This window comes from Paractinoplanes polyasparticus, from assembly GCF_019710575.1.
GTDB lineage: Bacteria > Actinomycetota > Actinomycetes > Mycobacteriales > Micromonosporaceae > Actinoplanes > Actinoplanes polyasparticus.
Genome location: NZ_JAHWFK010000076.1, coordinates 1 through 20,067, shown reverse-complemented (window position 1 = coordinate 20,067; position 20,067 = coordinate 1). Strand labels below are relative to the sequence as shown.

The 20,067-nt window shown below is 71.9% G+C and carries 23 protein-coding genes and 2 pseudogenes; 12 read left to right on the top strand and 13 right to left on the bottom strand.

Annotation, left to right across the window (positions count from 1 at the left end; genetic code table 11):
* Window positions 1–50 precede the first annotated feature (50 nt).
* Window positions 51–863: a PrsW family intramembrane metalloprotease gene (locus KXC43_RS48290; RefSeq protein ID WP_221383055.1), complete on the top strand. Its 813-nt coding sequence runs from the start codon at window positions 51–53 to the stop codon at window positions 861–863.
* 59 nt (window positions 864–922) lie between these two features.
* On the opposite strand, the gene KXC43_RS48285 is transcribed toward KXC43_RS48290, so the two are convergent.
* Window positions 923–1,477, bottom strand: a complete 555-nt coding sequence (locus KXC43_RS48285) for a hypothetical protein (protein ID WP_221383054.1) — start codon at window positions 1,475–1,477, stop codon at window positions 923–925.
* 103 nt (window positions 1,478–1,580) lie between these two features.
* Here KXC43_RS48285 and KXC43_RS48280 point away from each other — a divergent pair, with 103 nt between their 5' ends.
* Together KXC43_RS48280 and KXC43_RS48275 are read left to right on the top strand one after the other, a co-directional pair.
* Entirely contained in the window at window positions 1,581–2,483 is a 903-nt protein-coding gene (locus tag KXC43_RS48280) for a phosphotransferase family protein (protein ID WP_221383053.1), read from the top strand.
* Window positions 2,483–2,905: a GNAT family N-acetyltransferase gene (locus KXC43_RS48275; protein ID WP_221383052.1), complete on the top strand. Its 423-nt coding sequence runs from the start codon at window positions 2,483–2,485 to the stop codon at window positions 2,903–2,905. The genes KXC43_RS48280 and KXC43_RS48275 overlap by 1 nt, the downstream gene beginning before the upstream one ends.
* 4 nt (window positions 2,906–2,909) lie before the next feature.
* Here the strand turns inward: KXC43_RS48275 and KXC43_RS48270 are convergent, their stop codons facing one another.
* From KXC43_RS48270 to KXC43_RS48255, 4 genes are all read right to left on the bottom strand, one after another.
* A complete protein-coding gene (locus tag KXC43_RS48270) occupies window positions 2,910–3,488 on the bottom strand; it encodes a dihydrofolate reductase family protein (RefSeq protein WP_221383051.1) in 579 nt (192 codons plus the stop codon).
* Window positions 3,489–3,561: 73 nt separating this feature from the next.
* A complete protein-coding gene (locus KXC43_RS48265; RefSeq protein ID WP_221383050.1) occupies window positions 3,562–4,113 on the bottom strand; it encodes a hypothetical protein in 552 nt (183 codons plus the stop codon).
* A gap of 799 nt (window positions 4,114–4,912) precedes the next feature.
* Window positions 4,913–7,360, bottom strand: a complete 2,448-nt coding sequence (locus KXC43_RS48260) for an excinuclease ABC subunit UvrA (protein ID WP_221383049.1) — start codon at window positions 7,358–7,360, stop codon at window positions 4,913–4,915.
* Window positions 7,361–7,408: 48 nt separating this feature from the next.
* On the bottom strand, window positions 7,409–8,377 hold the full coding sequence (locus KXC43_RS48255; RefSeq protein WP_308129592.1) for a class I SAM-dependent methyltransferase: 969 nt from the start codon (window positions 8,375–8,377) through the stop codon (window positions 7,409–7,411).
* 101 nt (window positions 8,378–8,478) lie between these two features.
* Here KXC43_RS48255 and KXC43_RS48250 point away from each other — a divergent pair, with 101 nt between their 5' ends.
* Genes KXC43_RS48250 through KXC43_RS48235 form a run of 4 tightly spaced genes read left to right on the top strand, consistent with a single transcriptional unit; the run spans window position 8,479 to window position 11,481 of the window.
* Window positions 8,479–8,877, top strand: coding sequence for a TOBE domain-containing protein (locus tag KXC43_RS48250; RefSeq protein ID WP_221383047.1), 399 nt, complete (start codon window positions 8,479–8,481; stop codon window positions 8,875–8,877).
* Complete coding sequence (modA, locus tag KXC43_RS48245) at window positions 8,874–9,671, top strand: molybdate ABC transporter substrate-binding protein (protein WP_255646111.1); 798 nt, start codon at window positions 8,874–8,876, stop codon at window positions 9,669–9,671. The genes KXC43_RS48250 and modA overlap by 4 nt, the downstream gene beginning before the upstream one ends.
* Complete coding sequence (locus KXC43_RS48240) at window positions 9,668–10,450, top strand: ABC transporter permease (RefSeq protein ID WP_221383065.1); 783 nt, start codon at window positions 9,668–9,670, stop codon at window positions 10,448–10,450. Before modA ends, KXC43_RS48240 begins: the two co-directional genes overlap by 4 nt.
* Window positions 10,447–11,481: an ABC transporter ATP-binding protein gene (locus KXC43_RS48235; RefSeq protein ID WP_221383046.1), complete on the top strand. Its 1,035-nt coding sequence runs from the start codon at window positions 10,447–10,449 to the stop codon at window positions 11,479–11,481. The genes KXC43_RS48240 and KXC43_RS48235 overlap by 4 nt, the downstream gene beginning before the upstream one ends.
* Window position 11,482: 1 nt before the next feature.
* Here KXC43_RS48235 and KXC43_RS48230 read toward each other — a convergent pair whose 3' ends face one another.
* Complete coding sequence (locus tag KXC43_RS48230) at window positions 11,483–12,052, bottom strand: DUF1349 domain-containing protein (protein ID WP_221383045.1); 570 nt, start codon at window positions 12,050–12,052, stop codon at window positions 11,483–11,485.
* A gap of 227 nt (window positions 12,053–12,279) precedes the next feature.
* Here KXC43_RS48230 and KXC43_RS48225 point away from each other — a divergent pair, with 227 nt between their 5' ends.
* On the top strand, window positions 12,280–13,263 hold the full coding sequence (locus KXC43_RS48225; RefSeq protein WP_221383044.1) for a helix-turn-helix transcriptional regulator: 984 nt from the start codon (window positions 12,280–12,282) through the stop codon (window positions 13,261–13,263).
* Here KXC43_RS48225 and KXC43_RS48220 read toward each other — a convergent pair.
* The 5 genes and pseudogenes from KXC43_RS48220 to KXC43_RS53445 form a co-directional block, all read right to left on the bottom strand.
* The gene (locus KXC43_RS48220; RefSeq protein WP_221383043.1) at window positions 13,240–13,665 is read right to left on the bottom strand and encodes a DoxX family protein; all 426 of its coding nucleotides are present in this window, start codon (window positions 13,663–13,665) and stop codon (window positions 13,240–13,242) included. The genes KXC43_RS48225 and KXC43_RS48220 overlap by 24 nt on opposite strands.
* Window positions 13,666–13,713: 48 nt before the next feature.
* Window positions 13,714–13,929: a hypothetical protein gene (locus tag KXC43_RS48215; protein WP_221383042.1), complete on the bottom strand. Its 216-nt coding sequence runs from the start codon at window positions 13,927–13,929 to the stop codon at window positions 13,714–13,716.
* A 117-nt stretch (window positions 13,930–14,046) separates the two neighbouring features.
* The gene (locus tag KXC43_RS52165; protein WP_255646110.1) at window positions 14,047–14,262 is read right to left on the bottom strand and encodes a hypothetical protein; all 216 of its coding nucleotides are present in this window, start codon (window positions 14,260–14,262) and stop codon (window positions 14,047–14,049) included.
* Between the two features lie 176 nt (window positions 14,263–14,438).
* Window positions 14,439–14,651: pseudogene (locus KXC43_RS53450) on the bottom strand (peptidase dimerization domain-containing protein); the annotation flags it as partial.
* Window positions 14,591–15,040, bottom strand: a pseudogene (locus tag KXC43_RS53445) (M20/M25/M40 family metallo-hydrolase); the annotation flags it as partial. The pseudogenes KXC43_RS53450 and KXC43_RS53445, both read right to left, overlap by 61 nt.
* Window positions 15,041–15,081: 41 nt before the next feature.
* On the opposite strand from KXC43_RS53445, the gene KXC43_RS48200 reads away from it, so the two are divergent.
* From KXC43_RS48200 to KXC43_RS48190, 3 genes are read left to right on the top strand one after another with little or no spacing between them, the layout of a single operon-like run.
* A complete protein-coding gene (locus tag KXC43_RS48200; RefSeq protein ID WP_221383040.1) occupies window positions 15,082–15,618 on the top strand; it encodes a hypothetical protein in 537 nt (178 codons plus the stop codon).
* 7 nt (window positions 15,619–15,625) lie between these two features.
* A complete protein-coding gene (locus KXC43_RS48195; RefSeq protein ID WP_221383039.1) occupies window positions 15,626–16,840 on the top strand; it encodes an alpha-amylase family glycosyl hydrolase in 1,215 nt (404 codons plus the stop codon).
* A 49-nt stretch (window positions 16,841–16,889) separates the two neighbouring features.
* Window positions 16,890–17,474: a DUF1684 domain-containing protein gene (locus KXC43_RS48190; protein ID WP_221383038.1), complete on the top strand. Its 585-nt coding sequence runs from the start codon at window positions 16,890–16,892 to the stop codon at window positions 17,472–17,474.
* Here KXC43_RS48190 and KXC43_RS48185 read toward each other — a convergent pair.
* Both KXC43_RS48185 and KXC43_RS48180 read right to left on the bottom strand, forming a co-directional pair.
* Window positions 17,461–18,093, bottom strand: coding sequence for an adenosylcobinamide amidohydrolase (locus tag KXC43_RS48185; RefSeq protein ID WP_221383064.1), 633 nt, complete (start codon window positions 18,091–18,093; stop codon window positions 17,461–17,463). The two genes, KXC43_RS48190 and KXC43_RS48185, sit on opposite strands and share 14 nt — an antisense overlap.
* 139 nt (window positions 18,094–18,232) lie before the next feature.
* Complete coding sequence (locus KXC43_RS48180) at window positions 18,233–18,790, bottom strand: GNAT family N-acetyltransferase (RefSeq protein ID WP_221383037.1); 558 nt, start codon at window positions 18,788–18,790, stop codon at window positions 18,233–18,235.
* Window positions 18,791–18,889: 99 nt separating this feature from the next.
* Here KXC43_RS48180 and KXC43_RS48175 point away from each other — a divergent pair, with 99 nt between their 5' ends.
* A complete protein-coding gene (locus KXC43_RS48175; RefSeq protein WP_221383036.1) occupies window positions 18,890–19,915 on the top strand; it encodes a hypothetical protein in 1,026 nt (341 codons plus the stop codon).
* The last annotated feature ends 152 nt before the right edge of the window (window positions 19,916–20,067 follow it).

The following is a 20,067-nucleotide window of genomic DNA, read 5'->3' as shown; positions in this document are numbered from 1 at the left end:
GCGCGTCGCATTACCGTGAGTCGATCCCACCGGCGGGGTAGCTGCGTGCCATGCGCGATCACACCTCCCGCCGGTGGGCCTGGCTCGGCGTCCTGGTCACCGGTCTTGCTCTGTACGCCGTCGTGCTGTGGACGCTGGTCCACACGCAGAACCCCAACTTCGTGCCGGCCCTGATCCTGCTCGGCGCCACCGTCGTCCCGCTCGCCTTCCTCACCTTCGCCCAGGCCCGCACCGGCCGCTGGCAGGTGCCGACCTCGGCCCTGGTGACCTCCGCGTTCTTCGGCGGCGTCATCGGCATCGTGGTCGCCGGGACCCTCGAGTACGACACGCTGCGCGGCCTCGGTGTGCTGCCGATGGTGCTGGTCGCGGTGATCGAGGAATCGGCCAAGCTCATCGTGCCGCTGATCCTGCTGCTCACGATCATGCGCCGGCACGAGCGCCGGCTGCCCTCCGACGGCCTGATCATCGGCGTCGCGTCGGGCCTCGGCTTCGCCGCCCTCGAAACCATGGGGTACGCCTTCACAGCCCTGCTCGCCTCGGGCGGCAACATCGGCAGCGTCGAGCAGACCCTGTTCCTGCGCGGCCTGACCTCCCCCGCCGGCCACACCGCGTGGACCGGCCTGACCGCCGGCGCGCTGTGGGCCCTGATCGCGGCGCCCAGCACCCGGCGGGCATTCGCCTTCCTGGGCACCTTCGCCGGCGCGGTCGCCCTGCACACGGCCTGGGACACGTTCGGCGCCCTGATCCCGTACCTCGTGCTGGCCGTTCTCAGCCTCGGCTGGCTGTTCCTGGCCCTGCGCCACTACCGCACGTTCGCCGAGCACTCACCCGCGGCCCTGCCGCTGCGGCCCCTCACGATCTGACCCGGCTGCTCCCCCGCCGCCCGAACGGTCGCCGGACCGGCCGGGCGGCGGCGGACCGGTCAGGCGGCGGCGCTGACCGCCCAGAACGACCTGGGCCTGTCGTTGCACGCGCCGTAGGTGACGACGTGATTCGCGTTGACGCTGAGACAGTAGTTCGAACCGTGGTCCCACCAGGTCGTGCTCTTCATCTGGTAGACGCCGCCACTGGACGAGGCGGAGTCGTAGAAGGCCTCGAACGTGTTGTAGTTGTTCTCACTGACCCAGTTGCAGGTCCCCAACCGGGTCTGCTGGTTCGAGCCGTCCGCAATGAGGCACTGTGACGGGTACTGCACGCTCTCGAGCACCCACAGCTCATGCCCGCTGCCGGCCCAGTTGTCGTTGACCACGTGCAGCTTCCACTTCGCGGCGGTGTTGGGCACCCGGCCGCAGGAATCGACATAGTTGTACTCGTTCGAGGAGACCGGGACCGCCCACAGGCATTGGTGGAAGTACTGGTTACCGAACGCACGCCGGTAGATCGGGTGTGCCTGGGCCGGTCCCGCCGCCACGACCAGCGAGCCTGCGACCACCGTCAGGACCGCCATCAGCAGGCCCCATACTTTCCGCAACGCCATGAAGATCTCCCCGAATCGACCATTGTCCATGAATGGCTGCACGTTAGGCCCGGGCGCGACTTTCCGCTGCCCCGTTTCCACGATTCGGCTACCGTCTCGGGTCATGCGCAGTCCGACTCAACCGCTGATCGGCGTCGATGACATCGCCGGAATCGTCCGGGACGGTCTCGGCGCCGGCGTGACCGGGGCCTCGGAGCTGAGCGGCGGCGGGTTCGCCGCGGTGTGGCGAGCTTCGCTCACCGACGGGCGCGAGGTGGTGGTCAAGGTGGGGCCGCCGGCGTCGGCTCGCCTTCTCTCGTACGAATGTGGGCTGATCCCGGCCGAGGCCGAGTACTTTTCCCTCGTGCGCGGAAAGGCCCCCGTGCCGACGGTGCTGGCCGGCAGCGACAACTGGATCATCTCGTCGCTGCTGCCCGGCCGCCCGCTGACCGACGGCGACTCGCCCCGGGCCCGCGAGCAGCTCGGCGCGGCCATCGCCCGCGTGCACACGGTCAGCGGGCCGCTGTTCGGCTACACCGGCGGCCGCCCGTCCGGTTCCGACTGGCCGGCCGCCTTCCACGCGATGATCGAGTCCCTGCGGGCCGACGCCGGCGCTTGGGCGGTGCCGCTGCCCCCGCTCGACGGCCTGATCGCCCGGCACCACGCCGTGCTGGCCACGGTCGAACGGCCGGCGCTGCTGCACTTCGACCTGTGGGACGGCAACGTCCTGGTTGCGCCGGACGGCTCGCTGAGCGGCCTGGTCGACGGCGAGCGTTACCTGTACGGCGATCCCCTGCTCGATTTCGTGTCGCCCGCCCTGTTCCAGCGGATCGACGAGACGCATCCGTTCGTGGTGGGCTACGGAGCCGGCCCGTTCACCGCGGCCGAGCTCACCCGGCTCGCGCTGTATCGCGTCCACCTCTACGTGCTCATGCTGACCGAAGGCCCGAGCCGGGGAATCGCGCTCGACGCCGACCGGCAGAAGCTGGTGACCCGGCTGCTCGAGGCCGAGTTGGCCGAGCTCTGATGCGGGTCGCCTGGATGACCGACGTCGCCCCCGTGGCCGTGCTCTTCGACGAATACCGGGTCCACTACGGACAGCCGCCGGACATCGCGCGAACCCACGCCTGGCTGACCGACCAGGTTACGTCCGGACGCCTGCGGGTGGCCGCCGCCGCCGACCACGGCTTCGTGACGGTCGCGGTCATGCCGGCCTCGCTGACACTGGGCGAGGCCTGGCTGATCCGCGATCTCTACGTCCCGCCCTGGGCCCGGCGCCGCGGGGTGGCCCGGGCCCTGCTGACCCACGTCGTCGAGGCCGCCCGCGCCGCCGGCGCCCGCCGCGTCTCGCTGCAGACCGAGAGCGACAACGATTCGGCGCTGGCCCTCTACGCCGCGGCCGGCTTCCGCCCGGTCACCGGGCTCGAAATACTCAACGTGTCGCTCTGAGCCGTCAGCGCGGGGTGGGGCGGTAGATGAGTTCCTGGGTGCGGCCGTCGAACGTACGGCTCTCGAGCAGTTCGAGGTCGAAGTCGGCCGCGCCGGCGAGGACCGGGCTGGTGCCGGTGCGCCCGGAGATGACGGGGAAAATCGTCACCTGAAGGCGGTCGACCAGCCCCGCCGCCATCAGGGCCCGGTTCAGTGACAGGCTGGCCTGCGAGCGCAGCGGCACCTTCGACTCCTGCTTGAGCCGGGTGACGATCTCGACGGCGTCGCCGCTCACGATGGTCGCGTCCGGCCAGCCCAGGGTGTCCGTCAACGTGGACGAGATGACGGTCGCCGGCGCGCGCATCGTCCGGACGTTCCACTCGTCGAGCGCGTTCGGATCGATGCCCGAGGTCATGATCTGAGCGTTCTCGCGGAACGTGGTGGCCCCGAAGACCATCCGCGGCCCGCTGTCGAACAGGGTGGCCCGGTGCTCGAGCAACTCGGGGCCCTGCTTGCTCCAGTAGCCGCCCCAGTCGGCGCCCTCGGCGTAGGAGCCGTAGCCGTCAAGGGTGGAGAAGACGTCCCAGGTGTAGGTGGCGGTCATGTCAGTTCCTCTCGTAGCGGCGGTCCTTCACCTACTCCACGAGCAGCCCCACCCCGATCCGACAACGCAACGGTCAGTGGGTGGGGTCGGTGCGGTGGCGGCGCCGCTCGATGTCGGCCTGGATCTCGGGGTCCCAGGCGGAGGCGTCCCAGTCGCGAGGCTGGATTTCGACCGGTGGCAGCAGCGGCCGCTGGCCCGGCGGGGAGGCGCTGACGCCGGGGTGGGAGTGGACGGCAGGGGCCGGGTTGTCCGGGGCTGACGGTTCGGCCAGCCAGCGCTGGAGCTTGACCCGGCTGATCAGCAGGCCGGCGATGAGCAGCAGGCCCCCGGCCGCGCGGGCCAGATGGAAGGCCGTCGGGGTCTTCGCCGGCAGCAGGTAGGACAGGACGAGGATGAGCCAGCCCGAAGTCATGACCCAGTTCCGGACCACCGCGGCCAGACCGCCGTAGCTCTCGACGATGCGCTTGGTGAGGTTGGTCCACACCAGGACCGACACGAACAGGGCCAGCGGTACGGCGAACGACAGCACCGTGACGGGGAACCAGGCCGGCACCGCGACGAGATCGGACTTGAGCGCCGCCCGCAGCAACGAGTGGACGACCAGGGCGGCGGTCAGAACCAGCACCGTCCCGAGGGCGAATTGCCAGCGGCCCGGCGGCCGGACAGTCGGGGCGGGGCCGCTTCGGCACGCATGGCCCTGACCGGGATGGTCCAGACGGGTTCCGCATCGTGGGCAGTTCATGGTGGACGTTCCTTCGCGCTGACCGGCTGTGCGGCGGCACGCTATCAGGACGCCGCCGCCCTTGTGGTCCCCGTCGCGAGGGCAGGAAGGGCGCGTCGTGGCCGCCGCACCGCTCAGCGCCGATGCATCACGGACAGTGTCGAGCAGGGCCGCACTTGCATCTGTGATTCTGCGGCGACTGGCCGGGCGCATCGGGCGTGGGGTCAGTGTGCGGTGGTCTCGAAGGTCAAGCTGGCGGTGAGGACTGCGCCGGAGGGGACGGCGCTGTCGTCGGCGGAGGCGTAGAACAGCTTGCGGCCTCCGGAGGCGACCGCAGTGCCGTGGCTGGCGAAGATGCCGTCGACGGCGGCTCGGCACTCGTCCAGCCGGTGGGACCGCCGATGGCGAGAACGTCGCGCAGGGCGTCCTCGGTCAGTTCTGTGCGCGGGTCGTCGGAGCGGGGCCACAGTAAGACCGCCAGGCCGGCCACGATCACCAACGCCACCGCGAACGCGATGACCAGCCGGCCCGCTGTGGGCGCCGGGCGCTCCGTGACCGCATCGATCGACCTGCCTGCATGGTGCGCCCGCCGCGCAACCCGGCGCGCCGCCCAGCGAACCACCCGGCCCGCCGCGTAACCGACCCGGCGCGCCGCCCAGCGAACCGACCCGCGCGCCGCTCAAGAAAACGGCCTGGGGACGGGTCAGTGGGCCAGGTGGGAGGCGAGCCACGGGCCGGTCACGGCGGCGGGGTTCGCGGCGACCTCGGTGGGGGTGCCCTGGGCGACCACGCGGCCGCCGCCGGGGCCGCCGGTGGGACCCATGTCGATCACGTGGTCGGCCGCGGCCAGCACGTCCAGGTCGTGGTCGATGACGACGATCGTGGCGCCCGCGTCGAGCAGGCGGTCGAAGACGCCGACGAGCGTGCGGATGTCGACCGGGTGCAGGCCGGTCGAGGGCTCGTCGAGGACATAGAGCACGTTGCGCTGGCTGCTGCGCAGGCGGGCGGCGATGCGCAGGCGCTGGGACTCGCCGCCGGACAGGGACGGGGTTGGCTCGCCGAGACGCAGGTAGTCGAGCCCGACGTCGAGAATCGGCTGCAGCGGACGGACGATGGCGGGCACCCCGGCGAAATGGTCGAGGGCCTCGCGGACGGTCAGGGTGAGCACCTCGGCGATGGTGCGCCCGTCCACGCGTACGGAAAGGGTGTCGTCGTTGAATCTCGCGCCGTGGCACGTGGGGCATTCGACGTTGATGTCGGGCAGATACTGGACGTCCAGGTCGATGGACCCGAGGCCCTTGCAGGTGGGGCACTGCCCCTGCCTGGTGTTGAACGAGAAGTGCCCGGCGGCGAGGCCCGACGCGGCGGCGAAGTGCGCGCGGATCGCGTCGAAGGCGCCCGAGTACGTGCTCGGCGTGGACCGCGCGTTCAGGCCGATCGGGGTGGCGTCGATCTCGACGACCTGGCGCAGCGGGCCCAGGTCGAGCGACTTCACGTGGGCCGGCAGCGCCTCGCCGGTCACCTGGGCGCGGGCGGCCGGCACCAGGCTGTCGAGCACCAGGGCGGTCTTGCCGGCGCCGGACGGGCCGGCCACCCCGGTCAGGCGGTTGATCGGGAAGGACGCGGTCACGTTGCGCAGGTTGTACAGACGCTCGACCGCGATGTCGATCGACGAGGAGGCGGGCGGGCGCGGCGCCCGGATGACCGCCGGCTGTCCCGCGAGGTACGGCCCGATGATCGAGTTCGGATCGCGTGTGACGGAAGCGACGGTCCCCTGAGACAGGATCGTGCCGCCCAGCCGGCCCGCGCCGGGGCCCATTTCGATGATCCAGTCGGCCGTGCGGATCACGTCCAGATCGTGTTCGACCACGACCACCGAGTTGCCCTTGGCGGCCAGCGCGGCGATCGTCCGGCGCAACCCCTCGACGTTGCTCGGGTGCAGACCGACCGACGGCTCGTCCAGCACATAGAGCATGCCGGTGGTGTTCGACCGGACCGTCGACGTCAGCTCGATCCGCTGCCGCTCACCGGTCGAGAGGGTGGCCCCGGCCCGGTCGAGCCCCAGATAACCGAGCCCCAGGTCGAGCAGCGGCCCGATCGCCCCGGTCAGCTCACCGATCAGACCGCTCGTCAGCCGGGAGAGCTCGGCCGGCATCAGCGGCGCCAGCCCGCCCGCGAACTCCACCAGGTGGTCGAGGTCGAGCGCGCTGATCTCAGCCAGATTCCGCCCGTCGAGCCGCGAGGTCAGCGCCTCGGGCCGCAGCCGGCTGCCGCCACACACCGGGCAGGTCTGCGAGTTCAGGTACTTGCTGTTCTGCGTCCGCTGGGCCGCGGTCACCGCATTGTCGTACGTGACGTTGAGCTGCACCTGGCGGCCGTTGCGCCCCGACACGGTGACGACCTGTTTCACCGGCTCGCCCCGCATGACGAGCTCCTTCTCGCGGCGTGAGAGCTTCCCGTACGGCACATCGAGCCGCACCCCGAGCTCGCCCGCCGCGTACATGCTGAGCCGGCGCCCGCCCACGTTCCAGGGCAGCACCGCCCCCTCGGCGATCGTCCGGGCCGGATCCGGCACGAGCGTCGCCGGGTCGACCTCGTACACCGTGCCCAGACCGTCGCAGCGCGGGCAGGCCCCGTACGAGTTGAAGGCGAACGACTCGGCCCCGGGCGCCTCGAAGCGGACTCCGCAGGTCGGGCACTGGATCTGCATCGCCTGGGTGGCGATCGACGGCGGCACGTCGTGCCCGTTCGGGCAGCGGTGGGTGCCGAGCCGCGACATGGTCAGCCGCAGCACGTTGAGCACCTCGCTCATCGTGCCGACCGTGCTGCGCGGCCCGGGCACGGGCGGACGCTGGCGCAGGGCGAGGGCGGGCGGCAGGTTGTCGATGCGGTCGGCGTCGGGCCGCTGGGCCTGGGTGAGCCGCCGTCGGCTGTACGTGCTCAGGCCCTCGAGGAAGCGGTGCAGGCCCTCGGCGTAGAGCGTGCCCATGGCCAGCGACGTCTTGCCCGAGCCGGACACCCCGGCGATCACGACCGTGCGCCAGAGCGGCACGTCCACGTCGAGGTCGCGCAGCGTGTTGTGCCGGATGCCGCGCGCCTGGACGGCCCGCGGCAGCGAGTCAGGCGGCGGCGGAATCTTGGAGATCGCCATGACTGTCCTTCATAGCCGCGATCGGCCGCCGACGCCCTGTCTCCTGCCTCACAGGCGGACCGCAACGGCGAGGAAGCTGTCGTCGTCCTCGTAGCGCGAAAGGTTCCAGCCCGTGCCGGCGAGCAGCGGCGTCAGGTTGGCTGAGTTCAGGGGTTCGGCGGCGGTCAGCGTGCGGCCGTGCCGGCCGGCCAGGGCGGCCCGGCTGGTCGGATGGAAGAGGACGAGCCGGCCGCCGGGCCGGGTCACCCGGGCCAGTTCGGCCAGGCCGGCGGCGGGGTCGGGCAGGTGGTGGACGAGGCCGGCCGCGAAGACCACGGCGGCCAGGGCGTCCGGCAGCGGCAACCGGCGGGCGTCGGCCTGGATCAGGGCGGCCGACCGGTCGCGGCCCTTGGCCCGGGCCTCGGCCAGCATGTCCGGCGTGCAGTCGAGGCCGATCACGCGACCGGCCGGGCCGACCGCGGCGGCCAGGGCCGGCAGGGCCCGCCCGGTGCCGCAGCCGACGTCGAGGGCGATGTCGCCGGGGGCCGGCCCGGCCGACTCGACGGCCCTGGCGTACGCGGGAAGGTCGTCACCGAACTTCTTGTCCCAGCCCGCCGCCCGCGGGGCGAAGAACGCCTGGCTCTCGGCCAGGTGCCAGCGGTCGGGGTCGGCCAGGCGCGGGTGCAGCTCGCGGATCACCGGCCACTGGGGGTCGTTGTTGTCGATCACCACCTGGGCCCGGCGCTCGCCCACGCCGGCCGGGCCGCGGGGCCCCGAGCGCAGATAGACGATCACGCGGTCGGCCGCCGGCTCGAGCACGTTCAGCGCCGAGTCGAGCACGCCGCCGGACGGGCCGGTCAGGCCGAGCACGGCGTCGACGTTCCAGGCGCGGGCCGAGGGCGGAAAGGCCGCCGCCAGCCGCGCCGCGAACCTGGTGGCAGCGCCGTGGTCGCCGCCGTCGACGATGACGGTGAGCGGCGCGCGGGGCGTGAGGATCTCGGCCAGGAACGCCGTGACCTCGGTGACTCGCTGGGACACGCCCCCCAGCATGCCGCCGCCGGTGTGACCTCGGCAACGGTTCGGCATCTGCGAGCCCGATCGGGTTTCTTCCCTCGCAGATGCGGCCCTAGGGTGACCTGGTGACGACATACCGGATCGGCGAGGCCGCCGAAGTGCTCGGCGTCAGCGTCGACACGGTCCGGCGCTGGGTGGACGCGGGCCGGCTGGCGGCCGACCGCGACGAGCACGGCCACCGGCACATCGCCGGGGCCGGCCTGGCCGCGTTCGCCCGCTCGATCGCCGACGAGCCCGATCCGGGCACCGGGCGCTCGTCGGCGCGCAACCGGCTGCGGGGCATCGTCACGGCGATCGCCCGCGACTCGGTGATGGCTCAGGTCGACATCCAGGCCGGGCCGTTCCGGGTGGTGTCGCTGATGAGCCGCGAGGCGGTCGACGAGTTGGGGCTCGAAGTGGGTTCGACGGCGGTCGCGGTCATCAAGTCGACCACGGTGGTCGTGGAGCGGGGGGACGACAAATGAGGCGGGTCCTGGTTGGTCTGGCGATGGTCGCTGTGCTCGCGACGGCGGCCTGCGGCGGTGAGGCCTCGAACGACGGCGGCCGGCCCGGTGCGGGCGTGGGCAGCCCCGAGCCCGGGGCGACCGGCTCGCTCACGGTCCTCGCGGCGGCGTCGCTGACCGAGTCGTTCGACAAGATCAAGGAAGACTTCCAGGCCGCCAACCCCAACGTTCAGGTCGTCATCTCGTACGGCGGAAGCTCGGGCCTGGCCCAGCAGATCACCTCGGGCGCGCCGGCCGACGTGTTCGCGGCGGCCAGCCCGGCCACCATGAAGACGGTTGTCGACGCGGGTGAGGCCGACGGCGAACCCACCGTGTTCGTCAGGAACCAGCTGGTGATCGCCACCGCCAAGGGCAACCCCGAGGGCATCAGGGCGCTGGCCGATCTCAAGAACCCGGACCTCAAGGTCGCGCTCTGCGCCGAGCAGGTGCCGTGCGGCTCGGCGGCCAGGAAGGCCATCGACGCGGCCGGCGTCGACATCAAGCCGGTGACGCTCGAGCAGGACGTCAAGGCGGCGCTGTCCAAGGTGAAGCTGGGCGAGGTCGACGCCGCGCTGGTCTACCGCACGGACGCCAAGGCGGCCGCGGCCGATGTCGACGGCGTCGAGTTCCCCGAGTCGGCCGGCGCGATCAACGACTACCCGATTGTCACGCTCAGGAACGCGCCCAACCCGTCGGCCGCCGCCGCGTTCGTCGCTTTCGTGCGGTCCGAACCCGAGCTGAAGATCCTCACCGACGCAGGGTTCCGGAAGCCCTGAACAAGTTCCGGATCCCGCTCGCGCTGGCCGTTCCGGCCGCGATCGGCCTGACGTTCCTGGTCCTGCCGCTGGCCGGGCTGCTGATCCGGGCGCCGTGGTCGACGCTGCCGGAACGCCTCACCGAGCCCGGCATTCTGGCCGCGCTGCGCCTGTCGCTGCTGACCGCGAGCCTGGCCACCGTGGTGTGCCTGATTCTCGGCGTGCCGCTGGCCTGGGTGCTGGCCCGGGCCGAGTTCCCGGGACGGCGGCTGGTGCGGGCGCTGGTGACCGTGCCGCTGGTGCTGCCGCCGGTCGTGGGCGGGGTGGCGCTGCTGCTCGTCTTCGGCCGGCGCGGGCTGCTCGGCGGATGGCTCGACCAGACCTTCGGCGTGAGCCTGCCGTTCACCACGGCCGGGGTGGTCGTGGCCGAGGCCTTCGTGGCCATGCCGTTCCTGGTGATCGCCGTGGAGGGAGCGCTGCGGGGCGCGGACGCCCGCTACGAGGAGGCCGCGGCGACGCTCGGCGCCACCCGCTGGACGGCTTTCCGGCGCGTGACGCTGCCGCTGATCGCGCCCGGGGTGGCGGCCGGGGCGGTGCTCTGCTGGGCCCGCGCGCTCGGGGAGTTCGGCGCGACGATCACCTTCGCGGGCAACTTCCCCGGGCGTACGCAGACCATGCCGCTCGCCGTCTATCTGGCGCTGGAGCAGGACGTGGACGCGGCCATCGTGCTCAGCCTGGTGCTGCTCGCGGTCTCGGTCGGGATCCTGGCCGCCCTGCGCGACAAGTGGGTGGCGGCATGACACTCGCGGCCACCCTCAAGATCAAAAGAGCCGGCTTCACCCTCGACGTCGAACTGACCGCCGCACCGGGCGAGGTGGTCGCGCTGCTGGGCCCGAACGGCGCCGGCAAGACCACGTCGTTGCGGGCGCTGGCCGGCCTGCTGCCACTCGACGACGGTCAGATCGTGCTGGACGGCGTACGTCTCGACCGGCTCGCCCCCGAGCAGCGGCGCATCGGCGTCGTCTTCCAGGACTACCTGCTCTTTCCGCACCTCAGCGCGCTCGACAACGTCGCCTTCGGGCCGCGCTGCCGTGGCGCGCCGCGCGCCGAGGCCCGGCAGCAGGCCCAGGGCTGGCTGGCCCGGGTGGGCCTGGCCGAGCACGTACGCAAGAAGCCCCGCCAGCTCTCGGGCGGGCAGGCCCAGCGGGTGGCCCTGGCCCGGGCGCTGGCCGCCGAGCCCCGGATGCTGCTGCTCGACGAGCCCCTGGCCGCGCTGGACGCCCGCACCCGCCTCGACACCCGGGCCCAGCTGCGCGGCCACCTGACTGCCTTCCCCGGCGCGACGATTCTGGTCACCCACGACCCACTGGACGCCCTGATGCTGGCCGACCGCCTGGTCATCATCGAGGACGGTCGCGTGGTGCAGACCGGCGACGCCGCCACCATCACGGCCCAGCCCCGCACCGACTACGTCGCCCGCCTGGTCGGCCTGAACCTCTATCGGGGCCAGGCTTCGGGCTTCGGTGTGCGGCTGCCCGACGGCTTCGAACTCGTGACCGCCACGCAGCAGACCGGCGAGGTCTTCGTGGCCTTCCCGCCCTCGGCGGTGGCGCTGTATCCGGCCCGCCCCGACGGCAGCCCCCGCAACACGTGGCCGGCCACGGTGAGCACAGTCTCGCGCCACGGCGACGCCCTGCGCGTCGAGCTGACCGGCCCCGTGCCGGTGGCGGCCGACGTGACGCCGGCCGCCGCCGTCCATCTGGGACTGGAACCGGGCCGCGAACTCTGGGCCACGGTGAAGGCGACCGAGGTCCGCGCCTACCGGGCCTGACCTACTCGAGGCCGTCCCGCGAGATCGGCTCGCCCACCCGGAAATCCCGGAACGTGACCTCGAGGCCCGCCCGCTGCGGCGAGCAGCACATCACCCCGACGTCGACCGTCTCCGGCAGATCCAGGTAACCGAGCCGGACCAGATGCCAGCCCCCGTCCCCGTCGCCGCGGTGCACACACACCGCCGACCCGAAGCGCGTCAGCCGGAGCGTCAGCTCGCCGCGATGATCCGGCAACGGCACCACCGACAGGTCGGAGAATTCCCGGGTGAGTACGGTGCTGAGCTGCACCGCGCCCGACGTGACCTCGAGCCCGGTCTTGAGCCAGGCGCTGTCGCCGGCTCGCAGCATCAGGCCCGCCTGGTCGAACAGGGCCGAATGACCGGCCGCGACCACCACCTCGGCCGTGAAGTCACCGGTCACCGGCCGGTGATAGAAGTGCCCGTTGTCGGTGACGTACCCGTAGAACGTGCGGCGCCAGAAGTCCGTCTCGAGCCCGGTCACCACCCGGATCCGGCCGTCCTCGTCCGTCCACTGAGGTGGTTCGTTGAGCCAGGTCATCAATTCCGACATCGCGCCAGTCTAGGGCGGTTTCAGTCCACGGCGGTGCCCTCCAGTTCGACCAGCTGGCCCGGGACGGCCAGGCGGGTCACGCCCAGCATGGTGGTGGCCGGCGCGGCCTGATCGCGGTCTGACCCGAGAGATAGAGGGTGCGGGTGGGCCCGGCGACGAGCTCACCCTGGTTGAACCCCATCGCCACCGACCACGTCACCGGATTCACTGCCGTGCGCTGCGTTGTCATGTCCTCAGCGCGCGCCGACCGCCTGGTCTCGTTGGTGTTGTTGCTGCGCCGGCACGAGCGGCTGTCGGCGACGGCGCTGGCCCGTGAACTCGAGGTGTCGATCCGAACGGTGCTGCGCGACATCGAGGCGCTGTCCACAGCCGGGGTGCCGGTCTACGCCGAACGGGGGCGGCACGGCGGCTTCGCGTTGCTGCCGGGTTTCCGTACGGAATTGACCGGCCTCAACCACGACGAGGCGCTCGCGCTGGTGATCGCGGGCTCGAGACGCGGCGCTTTCGGCCTGGGCCCGGCGCTCACGTCGGCCATGCGCAAGGTCGTCGACGCCCTGCCCGGCAACAACCCGGCCACCGCCGCACGTCTTCTGATCGAGCCCGAGGCCGACCTGCTCGCCCGCCGGCCGGTCACCGAGGAGGTGCCCGACGCCGTCCTGGCCGAGATCCGCGACGCGGTTCTGTCCGGCCACAAGCTGCGCATTTACTCCGAGGCGACGGGCCAGGCCCCGAAGTGGCGCACGGTCGACCCGATCGGCCTGGTGACGGCGCGGAATCAGACGTACCTGCTGGCCACCAGGGACGGCGCCGACCGAACGTACCGCCTGTCGCGCGTGCGGACCGCCGAGAAGCTCGAAGAACCGGCCCAGCGCCCCGACCGGGTCGACCTGGACGCCGCCTGGCGGGAACGCAGCACCCGCTTCCGCACCGGGGGCGACCAGGTCACCGTGCGGCTGCGCCTGAACCCGGCCCGGCGCGAGGAGCTGCTGGGCACCGCGCTGGCCGTCCGCACCGAGGAAACCGCCCCCGACGGCCGGCTGCTCCTGACGGCCACCTTCCAGGACGCGAGACACGCCGAATGGGCCCTCTGGCAGCTGGCCACCAACGCCGAAGCCCTGACCCCGCAGTGGCTGCGCACAGCCCTGCACAACCGGGCCACCAGCATCGCCGCCCGCTACGAGGACAGCTCAGGCGCGTCGCCGCCGGCGTAGCGAGCGCAGGGCGGGGACGGCGCTGGTCGCGGCGAGTGCCCACAGAACGAGCAGCGGCTGGAAGAGCAGCCGGATCGCACGGGCCGCGTCGGTGTCGAGACCGAAGCCGTCCCGATGCTCCGTGAACTGGGCGACGTTGCCGGGCAGAACCGCCACGAAGAAGGCCGCCGTGACGGCGCCCACGACGCCGCGGGCGGGCTGCCGCCAGGTGACGAGCAGGGCCACCGCGAGACACAGCTCGACCACGCCCGACCCGACCACCACGAGGTTCTCGTCGACCGGCACCCACGACGGCACCTGCGCCCGGAACTCCTCGCGGGCGAAGGTCAGGTGAGCGACGCCGGTGAACAGCAGCAGCGCGCCCAGCATGATCTGGCCCGTCACCCCGACCGCCCGCGGCATGGCCGCCTCCCCACCTCAGCCGATCGCCCCAACGTACGCGCCCCGGGGTCAACCCAGGCCGAGGACGGCGGCCGGCCCGTCCCCCCGCCAATACTCGACGAGGCCGCGCCCGACGGCATCCCGCAGCGCACCCTCGTCCTGGAAAGCCCCGTCGGCTCCATTCAGGAGCGCAGCGGGGGCGAGCACGAATGCCGCCACCAGCCCGGCGCCGGCGGCCCCCAGCAACCCGATCACGAACCTCGAAGACAGTCGCACGTTGCTCATGGCTGCATCCCACCGTTCGGGCACCGCCCCGCACATCCGCCCGGAGATCGACCTTCGCCCGCCGCGACTGGGACCAAGGGCCGACGCGTGTCGAAGCCTCCGGCCGCCGGCGTGGGGTCAGTCGAGCCACTCGCGGGCGGCGGCTGTCATGGTTTGCACGCCGAGGGTGATCGTCGGGTCGGGGATCGGGTGGTAGTGGGGAGAATGGTTGGACGGGATGGTGCCGGCCACCTCGATGAACTGCTCGACCGTCGTGGCGGTGGCGAAGGGGGCGGGGTCGGCGCCGCCCAGGAGCCAGTAGGTGATGGGGGCTCCGGTAGCGGCGGCCAGCACCTGGACGTCCTCGCTGCTGGGCAGGGGGCCCGGGTTGAGGACGCGGCCGGGCCGGCCACCGATTCCAGGGCGGGGCGGGTGTGTTCGGCTGCCGGCACGTCGTTGGTCAGGGTCGGGGCGGATTCCTCGAGGACGATCGCCGGGTCGCGTGGGGCGCCGGCTGCTGCGGCCTCGGCCGCGACGATGCGGTTGACGGCGGCCAGCACCCGGGCCCGCACCTTGGGGTCGTACGTGCGGAGGTTGAGCAGCAGGGTGGCGGAGTCGGGGATGATGTTGTGCTTGGCGCCGGCCTGGATCGCGCCGACGGTGAGCACGGCCGTCTCGGTGGTCGAGACCTCGCGGGAAACGATCGTCTGCAGGCGCAGGACCGTCGCGGCGGCGATGACCACCGGGTCGCACGTGGTCTCGGGCGGGAGCCGTGGCCACCGCGGCCGTAGATGGTGACCCGCAGCGAGTCGGAGGCCGCCCACATCGGGCCCGGCGTCAGGCCGATGATGCCGGTCGGCAGCGGGGCCACGTGCTGGCCCAGCACGATGCCGGGGCGGGGCACACGGTCGGGCAGTCCGTCGTCGATCATCGCCTGGGCGCCCCGGGCCAGTTCCTCGGCCGGTTGGAAGACGGCGACCACCGTGCCGTGCCAGTCGCCGGCCGCGGCCAGCTCGGCGGCGGCGCCCATCAGCCACGTGACGTGCATGTCGTGGCCGCAGGCGTGGGAGACGGACAGTTCCGGGTGGCGGTGCAGATCCTCGTAGACAGTGCGAAGGCTCGCCGGGTCCATCGTTGGACGGTACGCCGCCGGACGACCGGTATCCTTCGGCGGTGCGAGATCCGATCTGGGGCAACGACGTGGACTGGGCGGCGTTCCCCTGGCCGGAACCCGGCGACTACGACCGGCGGCAGATCCTGAGCGCGCTGCGGGCCGTCATCCGGCCCGCCCCGGCCGACTGGAGCGATCCGGGGACGCTGGTGCGGTTCGCGGTCGGCAACGATCATCGCGGCACGGTCTACCCGGCCGCGGTGGCGATGACCGACGTACTGCTGAAGATCGCCGCCGCCTGCCCGGGCGAGCCGCGCCGGGTCGCTCTCGACGTGCTCGAGGCCTGGTGGAGCGGGTTCGAGCCGGAGAGCGGATTCGCCTCGTACGTCGATGCCGCGGGCCACCGGGTCGCCGTCCTGCCCGAGATCGCCCGGCGCGTCACCGCCGCCACCGACCTGCTGACCGGCATCGAGGCCCGGGCGCTGCTGACCGTCATCCCCCTCGGCTGGGGCCACACGCTGAACGAGGACGGCGGCGTGGAGTTCTGGGGCGGCCGGCTGAACCCCGACGGTTCGGTCCACTTCCCCCGAGGGGGATAGTGGTCGGATGCGTGAGTGGGTCGACCATGTGATCTGGTGGCACGTCTATCCCCTGGGGTTCGGCGGTGGGTTCCGGCGGCTGAGCGGGTGGCTCGACTACGCCGTCGAGCTGGGGGCCAACGGGCTTCAGCTCGGGCCGGTCTTCGCCTCGGAGTCGCACGGCTACGACACCACCGACCACTTCCGGCTCGACCCGCGGCTGGGGGACGACGCCGACTTCGACGCGCTGATCGCCGGCTGCCGCGAGCGAGGGCTCCAGGTCATGCTGGACGGAGTCTTCAACCACGTCGGGCGCAGCTTCCAGGCGCCCGAGCACTGGTTCAAACACACCACGGCGGGTGAGCGGGCCGTGTTCGAGGGCCACGGGGCGCTCGTCGAGCTGAACCACGACGAGCCCGAGGTGCTCGACCACGTCGTACGGGTGATGGAGCACTGGCTCGACCGGGGCGCCACGGCTTGGCGGCTCGACGTCGCCTACGGGGTGCCGCCCGCCTTCTGGAAGGCGGCCGTCGGCCGGGTGCGGCAGAACCGGCCCGAGGCGTGGTTCACCGGCGAGATCATCCAGGGCGACTACGTGACCTTCCTGCGCGACAGCGGGCTCGACTCGATCACCCAGTACGAGTTGTGGAAGGCCACGTGGAGCAGCCTCAACGACGGCAACTTCTACGAGCTGGCGTGGGCGCTCAAGCGCAACAACGAGGTGCTGGAGGCCGGGCAGCCGCTCACCTTCGTCGGCAACCACGACGTCACGCGCATAGCGAGCAAGCTCGCCGACGAGCGGCACCTCGGCCACGCGCTGGCCGTGCTGTTCACCGTCGGCGGCGTGCCGAGCGTGTACTACGGCGACGAGCAGGGTTTCCGCGGCGTCAAGGAGGATCGCGAGGGCGGCGACGACGCCGTGCGGCCGGCCTTCCCCGAGTCGCGCGACGGCCTGGCCCCGTACGGCTGGCCGGTCTTCGACCTGCACAAGCGGTTGATCGGCCTGCGGCGGCGGCACGCCTGGCTGGTCCGGGCCCGCACGACGGCCGAGCACCTGACCAACACGGCGGCCGCCCTGGTCTCGACCGACGGCGCCGACCGGCTGATCACGCTGCTGAACGTCGGCGACGAGCCCTACGACTTCCCGATCGACACCGCCGGGCTGCGGGTGGTCGAATCGCACGACGACAACCGCTCGCCCACCACCGTCCCGCCGCACGGCTGGTCGATCCTGGCCGGCTGAGGCATTCATCACCCGCCGCGCGGCCCCGGCTCCGCCTAGATTCAAAGGCATGCAGGCACTCGAGCTGACCGACTACCGCGCCGCCGTCGCGCGGATGTATCTGGCCGACACGAGCCTCGAGGAGTTCCGCGCCGAACGCGACAAACTGTTCGGCGCCCACCCGCAGTCGGCGATCCCCGAGGACGAGCGGGCGTCCTTCACCGGCCTGCACTACCTCCCCCGCAACGACGACATGATCGTCGAGGCCGAGGTCCGCCCGGCGTCCGGCTCGATCGACATCGACACCGGCGGCCCCGACGGTGTCGTGCACTACAACCGGGTCGGCGTCATCGAGTCACCGTTCGGCGAGTTGTCCCTGTGGTGGATCGCTGCCTACGGCGGCGGCCTCTTCCTGCCTGTGCGCGACGCCACCTGCGGCAAGGGCGCCTACGGCGGCGGGCGCTACCTCACCGACACGGTCAAGGGCACCCACGGGCGGGGCTTGCAAACCCTTTCCGGTACGCGGGTCCGGCTCGATTTCAACTATCTCTACAACCCGTCATGCGCGTACGACGACGCCTGGCTGTGCCCGCTGGCCCCACCCGAGAACACGATCTCGGCCGCCATCGAGGCCGGCGAGCTCACCTACCACTGAGCACAGCCTGGTAGGCCGCCCGGGCGAGCCGCGCCCCCCAGGTCGACCGCGGCCCACCGTAAGCAGCGCCGTGCGACTCGCCGGGCGTTTCGGTGGGGCAGAGCACGCAGACCGCGTCGGTAGGCGTGCCGGTCGCGTCCCAGCCGAGGTCGCGGATCGCCTGCGCCTTGGCCTCGGTGATCGTGGCGACGGCGTTGACCAGTGCGCCCGCGCTGAGCCGGACGGGCACCCAGGCGACGACGTTGATCGTGCCGACATGCGGTACGGCCTCCACGGCCGGGGCGGCGGCTCGGATCGGCACGCCCAGCCCGACCGTCGCCCACAGCAGCACGCCACCGTCCTCGGTCGCGACGACATCAGCCACGTTGACCCCGGTGAGCAGGCCGACGCCGGGACCGCTGAGACCGAGACCAGCCGCGATGCCGGTCAGGTGGTCGGCCGGATCGTCCCGGTCGTACGACATGGGCACGCTGGCATTGACCACCCAGCCGCAGGGGCCGATGCCGCCGCCCAGCACGGCCGAGGAGATCGCCAGCACCGGCTCGGGCAGCCGCCAGACGAGCACCGGCTCGTCGCGGCCGCCCTCAGCGCGATGGGTGAGCGTGGGCTCGGGCAGCACGATCATGCCGTGGACCGGACTTTTCCGGCTCTTTCCTGCCCGCCCACACCGGCGCCTTCCGGCCGAGCCGCACCGGCACCGTCCGGCCGGGCCACTCCGGCACTTTCAAGCCGGGCCACTCCGGCACTTTCAGGCCGGGTCACTCCGGTTCTTTCCGGCCGGACCACTCAGGGGCAAGGACGGCCCAGATCTCGCTGTCGTGGCGGACGCCCTGCCACGGGAAGTTGGCGCGCAGCGTGCCCTCGTGGGTCATGCCGAGTCGGCGGGCCACGTTCGAGCTGGCCACGTTGTCGGGGCGGCAGTGCCACTCGACCCGGTGGACGCCGCGCTCGACGACCAGCCAGTCGATCAGGTGTGCGGAGGCGTGGGTGATGAGCCCGCGGCCGGTGCCGGCCGGTTCCAGCCAGCAGCCGATCTCGCAGACGCCGGCGTGCGGGTCGAGGTTGAACGCCATCACCCCGCCGACGAGCACGTCCGCCAGCCAGATGCCGAGGATCCGGCCCTCGCCGCGGGCCTGCAGATCGGCGTACCGCTGAAGGGTTTCTCGCGCGGTCTGCAGATCTGTGCTGCGGCTCGCCCAGGGAATCCAGGGATCGACGGTTGCCCGCGCCCGGTTCATGTGAGCGAGGAATTCCTCGGCCTGCCACGGTTCCAGCGGGCGGAGTTCGGCGTCCGCACCCAGATCGACCTTGAACACCGGGCAATCGTAGCCGCCGCGTACCGGAAATTTGCTCTTCTCCTCTCGTCCACCCGCCGCCCTTAGATTTACGCTCATCGATCTATGGGAGGTAGGGTCATGGGGATTCGTCGCGTGATCGCGTCTGGCGTGGCGGGCGCGCTGGTCGCCGCCGGGATGGCGGCGCCGGCACAGGCCGCACCCAGCCGGGCCGAACTGGCACTGCGCTGGGCGCCGATCCATTACCAGGACGTGGACGCCACCGGCAGCCACGCCCTGGGCGGCAAGAGCGACTTCATTACCCGGTACGACTTCGACGGCAATCTGAACGGCCGCGACAACTGGGACAACACCGGGAAGAACACTGCCGCCGCGGTGTACTACTCGGTGCTCGAGACCGGCAGCCACTACTACCTCGCGTACTTCTTCTTCCACCCGCGCGACTGGATCGACCACCCGTTCTTCGAGACCGAGCACGAGAACGACGGCGAGGGCGTGCTCGAGATCGTCGAGAAGGACGGTTCCGAGTACGGCAAGCTGAAGGCCGCGGTCACGGTCGCGCACAGCGACTTCTTCTCGTACGCCCCGAGCGGCAGCGACTGGACGAACGGCAGCGAGACCATCGACGGCACGCTGCAGTTCAAGTCATCGCCGCACGACGGTTTCCAGCACCCGGTGACCGCGCAGGAGCGGGGCGGTCACGGCCTCAAGGCGTGGCCGCAGTACGACATCGACGGCGACGGCATCGTCTACTACCCCTCGGCGACGGTTGCGGAGTCGCCCAACGGCCCCGACGACCGCGACGTGCGCTACGAGCTGATCGACACCTTCGCGAGCGGCGGCCTGTGGGCGCAACGCAACAACACCAACCTGTTCGCCAACCTGGGCACGTTCGCCGGTGACACCACCGGCGGCTGCGGCACCGGCACCTACTCGTGCGGCACGAACTCGGCCAACGCCCCGTGGGGCTGGGACGACGGCAACGACACCCCCGCCCGCGGCGAGATCGCCACCGACCCGGCCAAGCTGGCCGCCGCCTACTTCAAGGTGCCCGGTTCCCTCGACCGCACCTACAGCTACAACCCGTACGCCAACGCGGCCGCCGCCCTGAAGGCCGCCCGGAACCTCCCCCCGACGATCGACTAGGTCCCGAGTCGGTCGTCAAGGCGCTCCCCGCGGGTCTCCCGGCCCGCGGGGAGCGCCTCGTTCTGATCTTGCGGAGTGCCACCGCCTCCCCCGCCCACAGAGAGGATGTTGGTGAGCACCTCCCGCCGGGGTGTGACCCACCCTCCCACTGA

What these genes read in the sequence shown, in the direction of transcription:
- KXC43_RS48280 (WP_221383053.1), top strand. Translation starts at nt 1,581, where the DNA reads ATGCGCAGTCCGACTCAACCGCTGATCGGCGTCGATGACATCGCCGGA.
- KXC43_RS48275 (WP_221383052.1), top strand. Translation starts at nt 2,483, where the DNA reads ATGCGGGTCGCCTGGATGACCGACGTCGCCCCCGTGGCCGTGCTCTTC.
- KXC43_RS48285 (WP_221383054.1), bottom strand. Translation starts at nt 1,477, where the DNA reads ATGGCGTTGCGGAAAGTATGGGGCCTGCTGATGGCGGTCCTGACGGTG.
- KXC43_RS48270 (WP_221383051.1), bottom strand. Translation starts at nt 3,488, where the DNA reads ATGACCGCCACCTACACCTGGGACGTCTTCTCCACCCTTGACGGCTAC.
- KXC43_RS48220 (WP_221383043.1), bottom strand. Translation starts at nt 13,665, where the DNA reads ATGCCGCGGGCGGTCGGGGTGACGGGCCAGATCATGCTGGGCGCGCTG.
- KXC43_RS48290 (WP_221383055.1), top strand. Translation starts at nt 51, where the DNA reads ATGCGCGATCACACCTCCCGCCGGTGGGCCTGGCTCGGCGTCCTGGTC.
- KXC43_RS48225 (WP_221383044.1), top strand. Translation starts at nt 12,280, where the DNA reads ATGTCCTCAGCGCGCGCCGACCGCCTGGTCTCGTTGGTGTTGTTGCTG.
- KXC43_RS48195 (WP_221383039.1), top strand. Translation starts at nt 15,626, where the DNA reads ATGCGTGAGTGGGTCGACCATGTGATCTGGTGGCACGTCTATCCCCTG.
- modA (WP_255646111.1), top strand. Translation starts at nt 8,874, where the DNA reads ATGAGGCGGGTCCTGGTTGGTCTGGCGATGGTCGCTGTGCTCGCGACG.
- KXC43_RS48175 (WP_221383036.1), top strand. Translation starts at nt 18,890, where the DNA reads ATGGGGATTCGTCGCGTGATCGCGTCTGGCGTGGCGGGCGCGCTGGTC.
- KXC43_RS48215 (WP_221383042.1), bottom strand. Translation starts at nt 13,929, where the DNA reads ATGAGCAACGTGCGACTGTCTTCGAGGTTCGTGATCGGGTTGCTGGGG.
- KXC43_RS48230 (WP_221383045.1), bottom strand. Translation starts at nt 12,052, where the DNA reads ATGTCGGAATTGATGACCTGGCTCAACGAACCACCTCAGTGGACGGAC.
- KXC43_RS48190 (WP_221383038.1), top strand. Translation starts at nt 16,890, where the DNA reads ATGCAGGCACTCGAGCTGACCGACTACCGCGCCGCCGTCGCGCGGATG.
- KXC43_RS48235 (WP_221383046.1), top strand. Translation starts at nt 10,447, where the DNA reads ATGACACTCGCGGCCACCCTCAAGATCAAAAGAGCCGGCTTCACCCTC.
- KXC43_RS48260 (WP_221383049.1), bottom strand. Translation starts at nt 7,360, where the DNA reads ATGGCGATCTCCAAGATTCCGCCGCCGCCTGACTCGCTGCCGCGGGCC.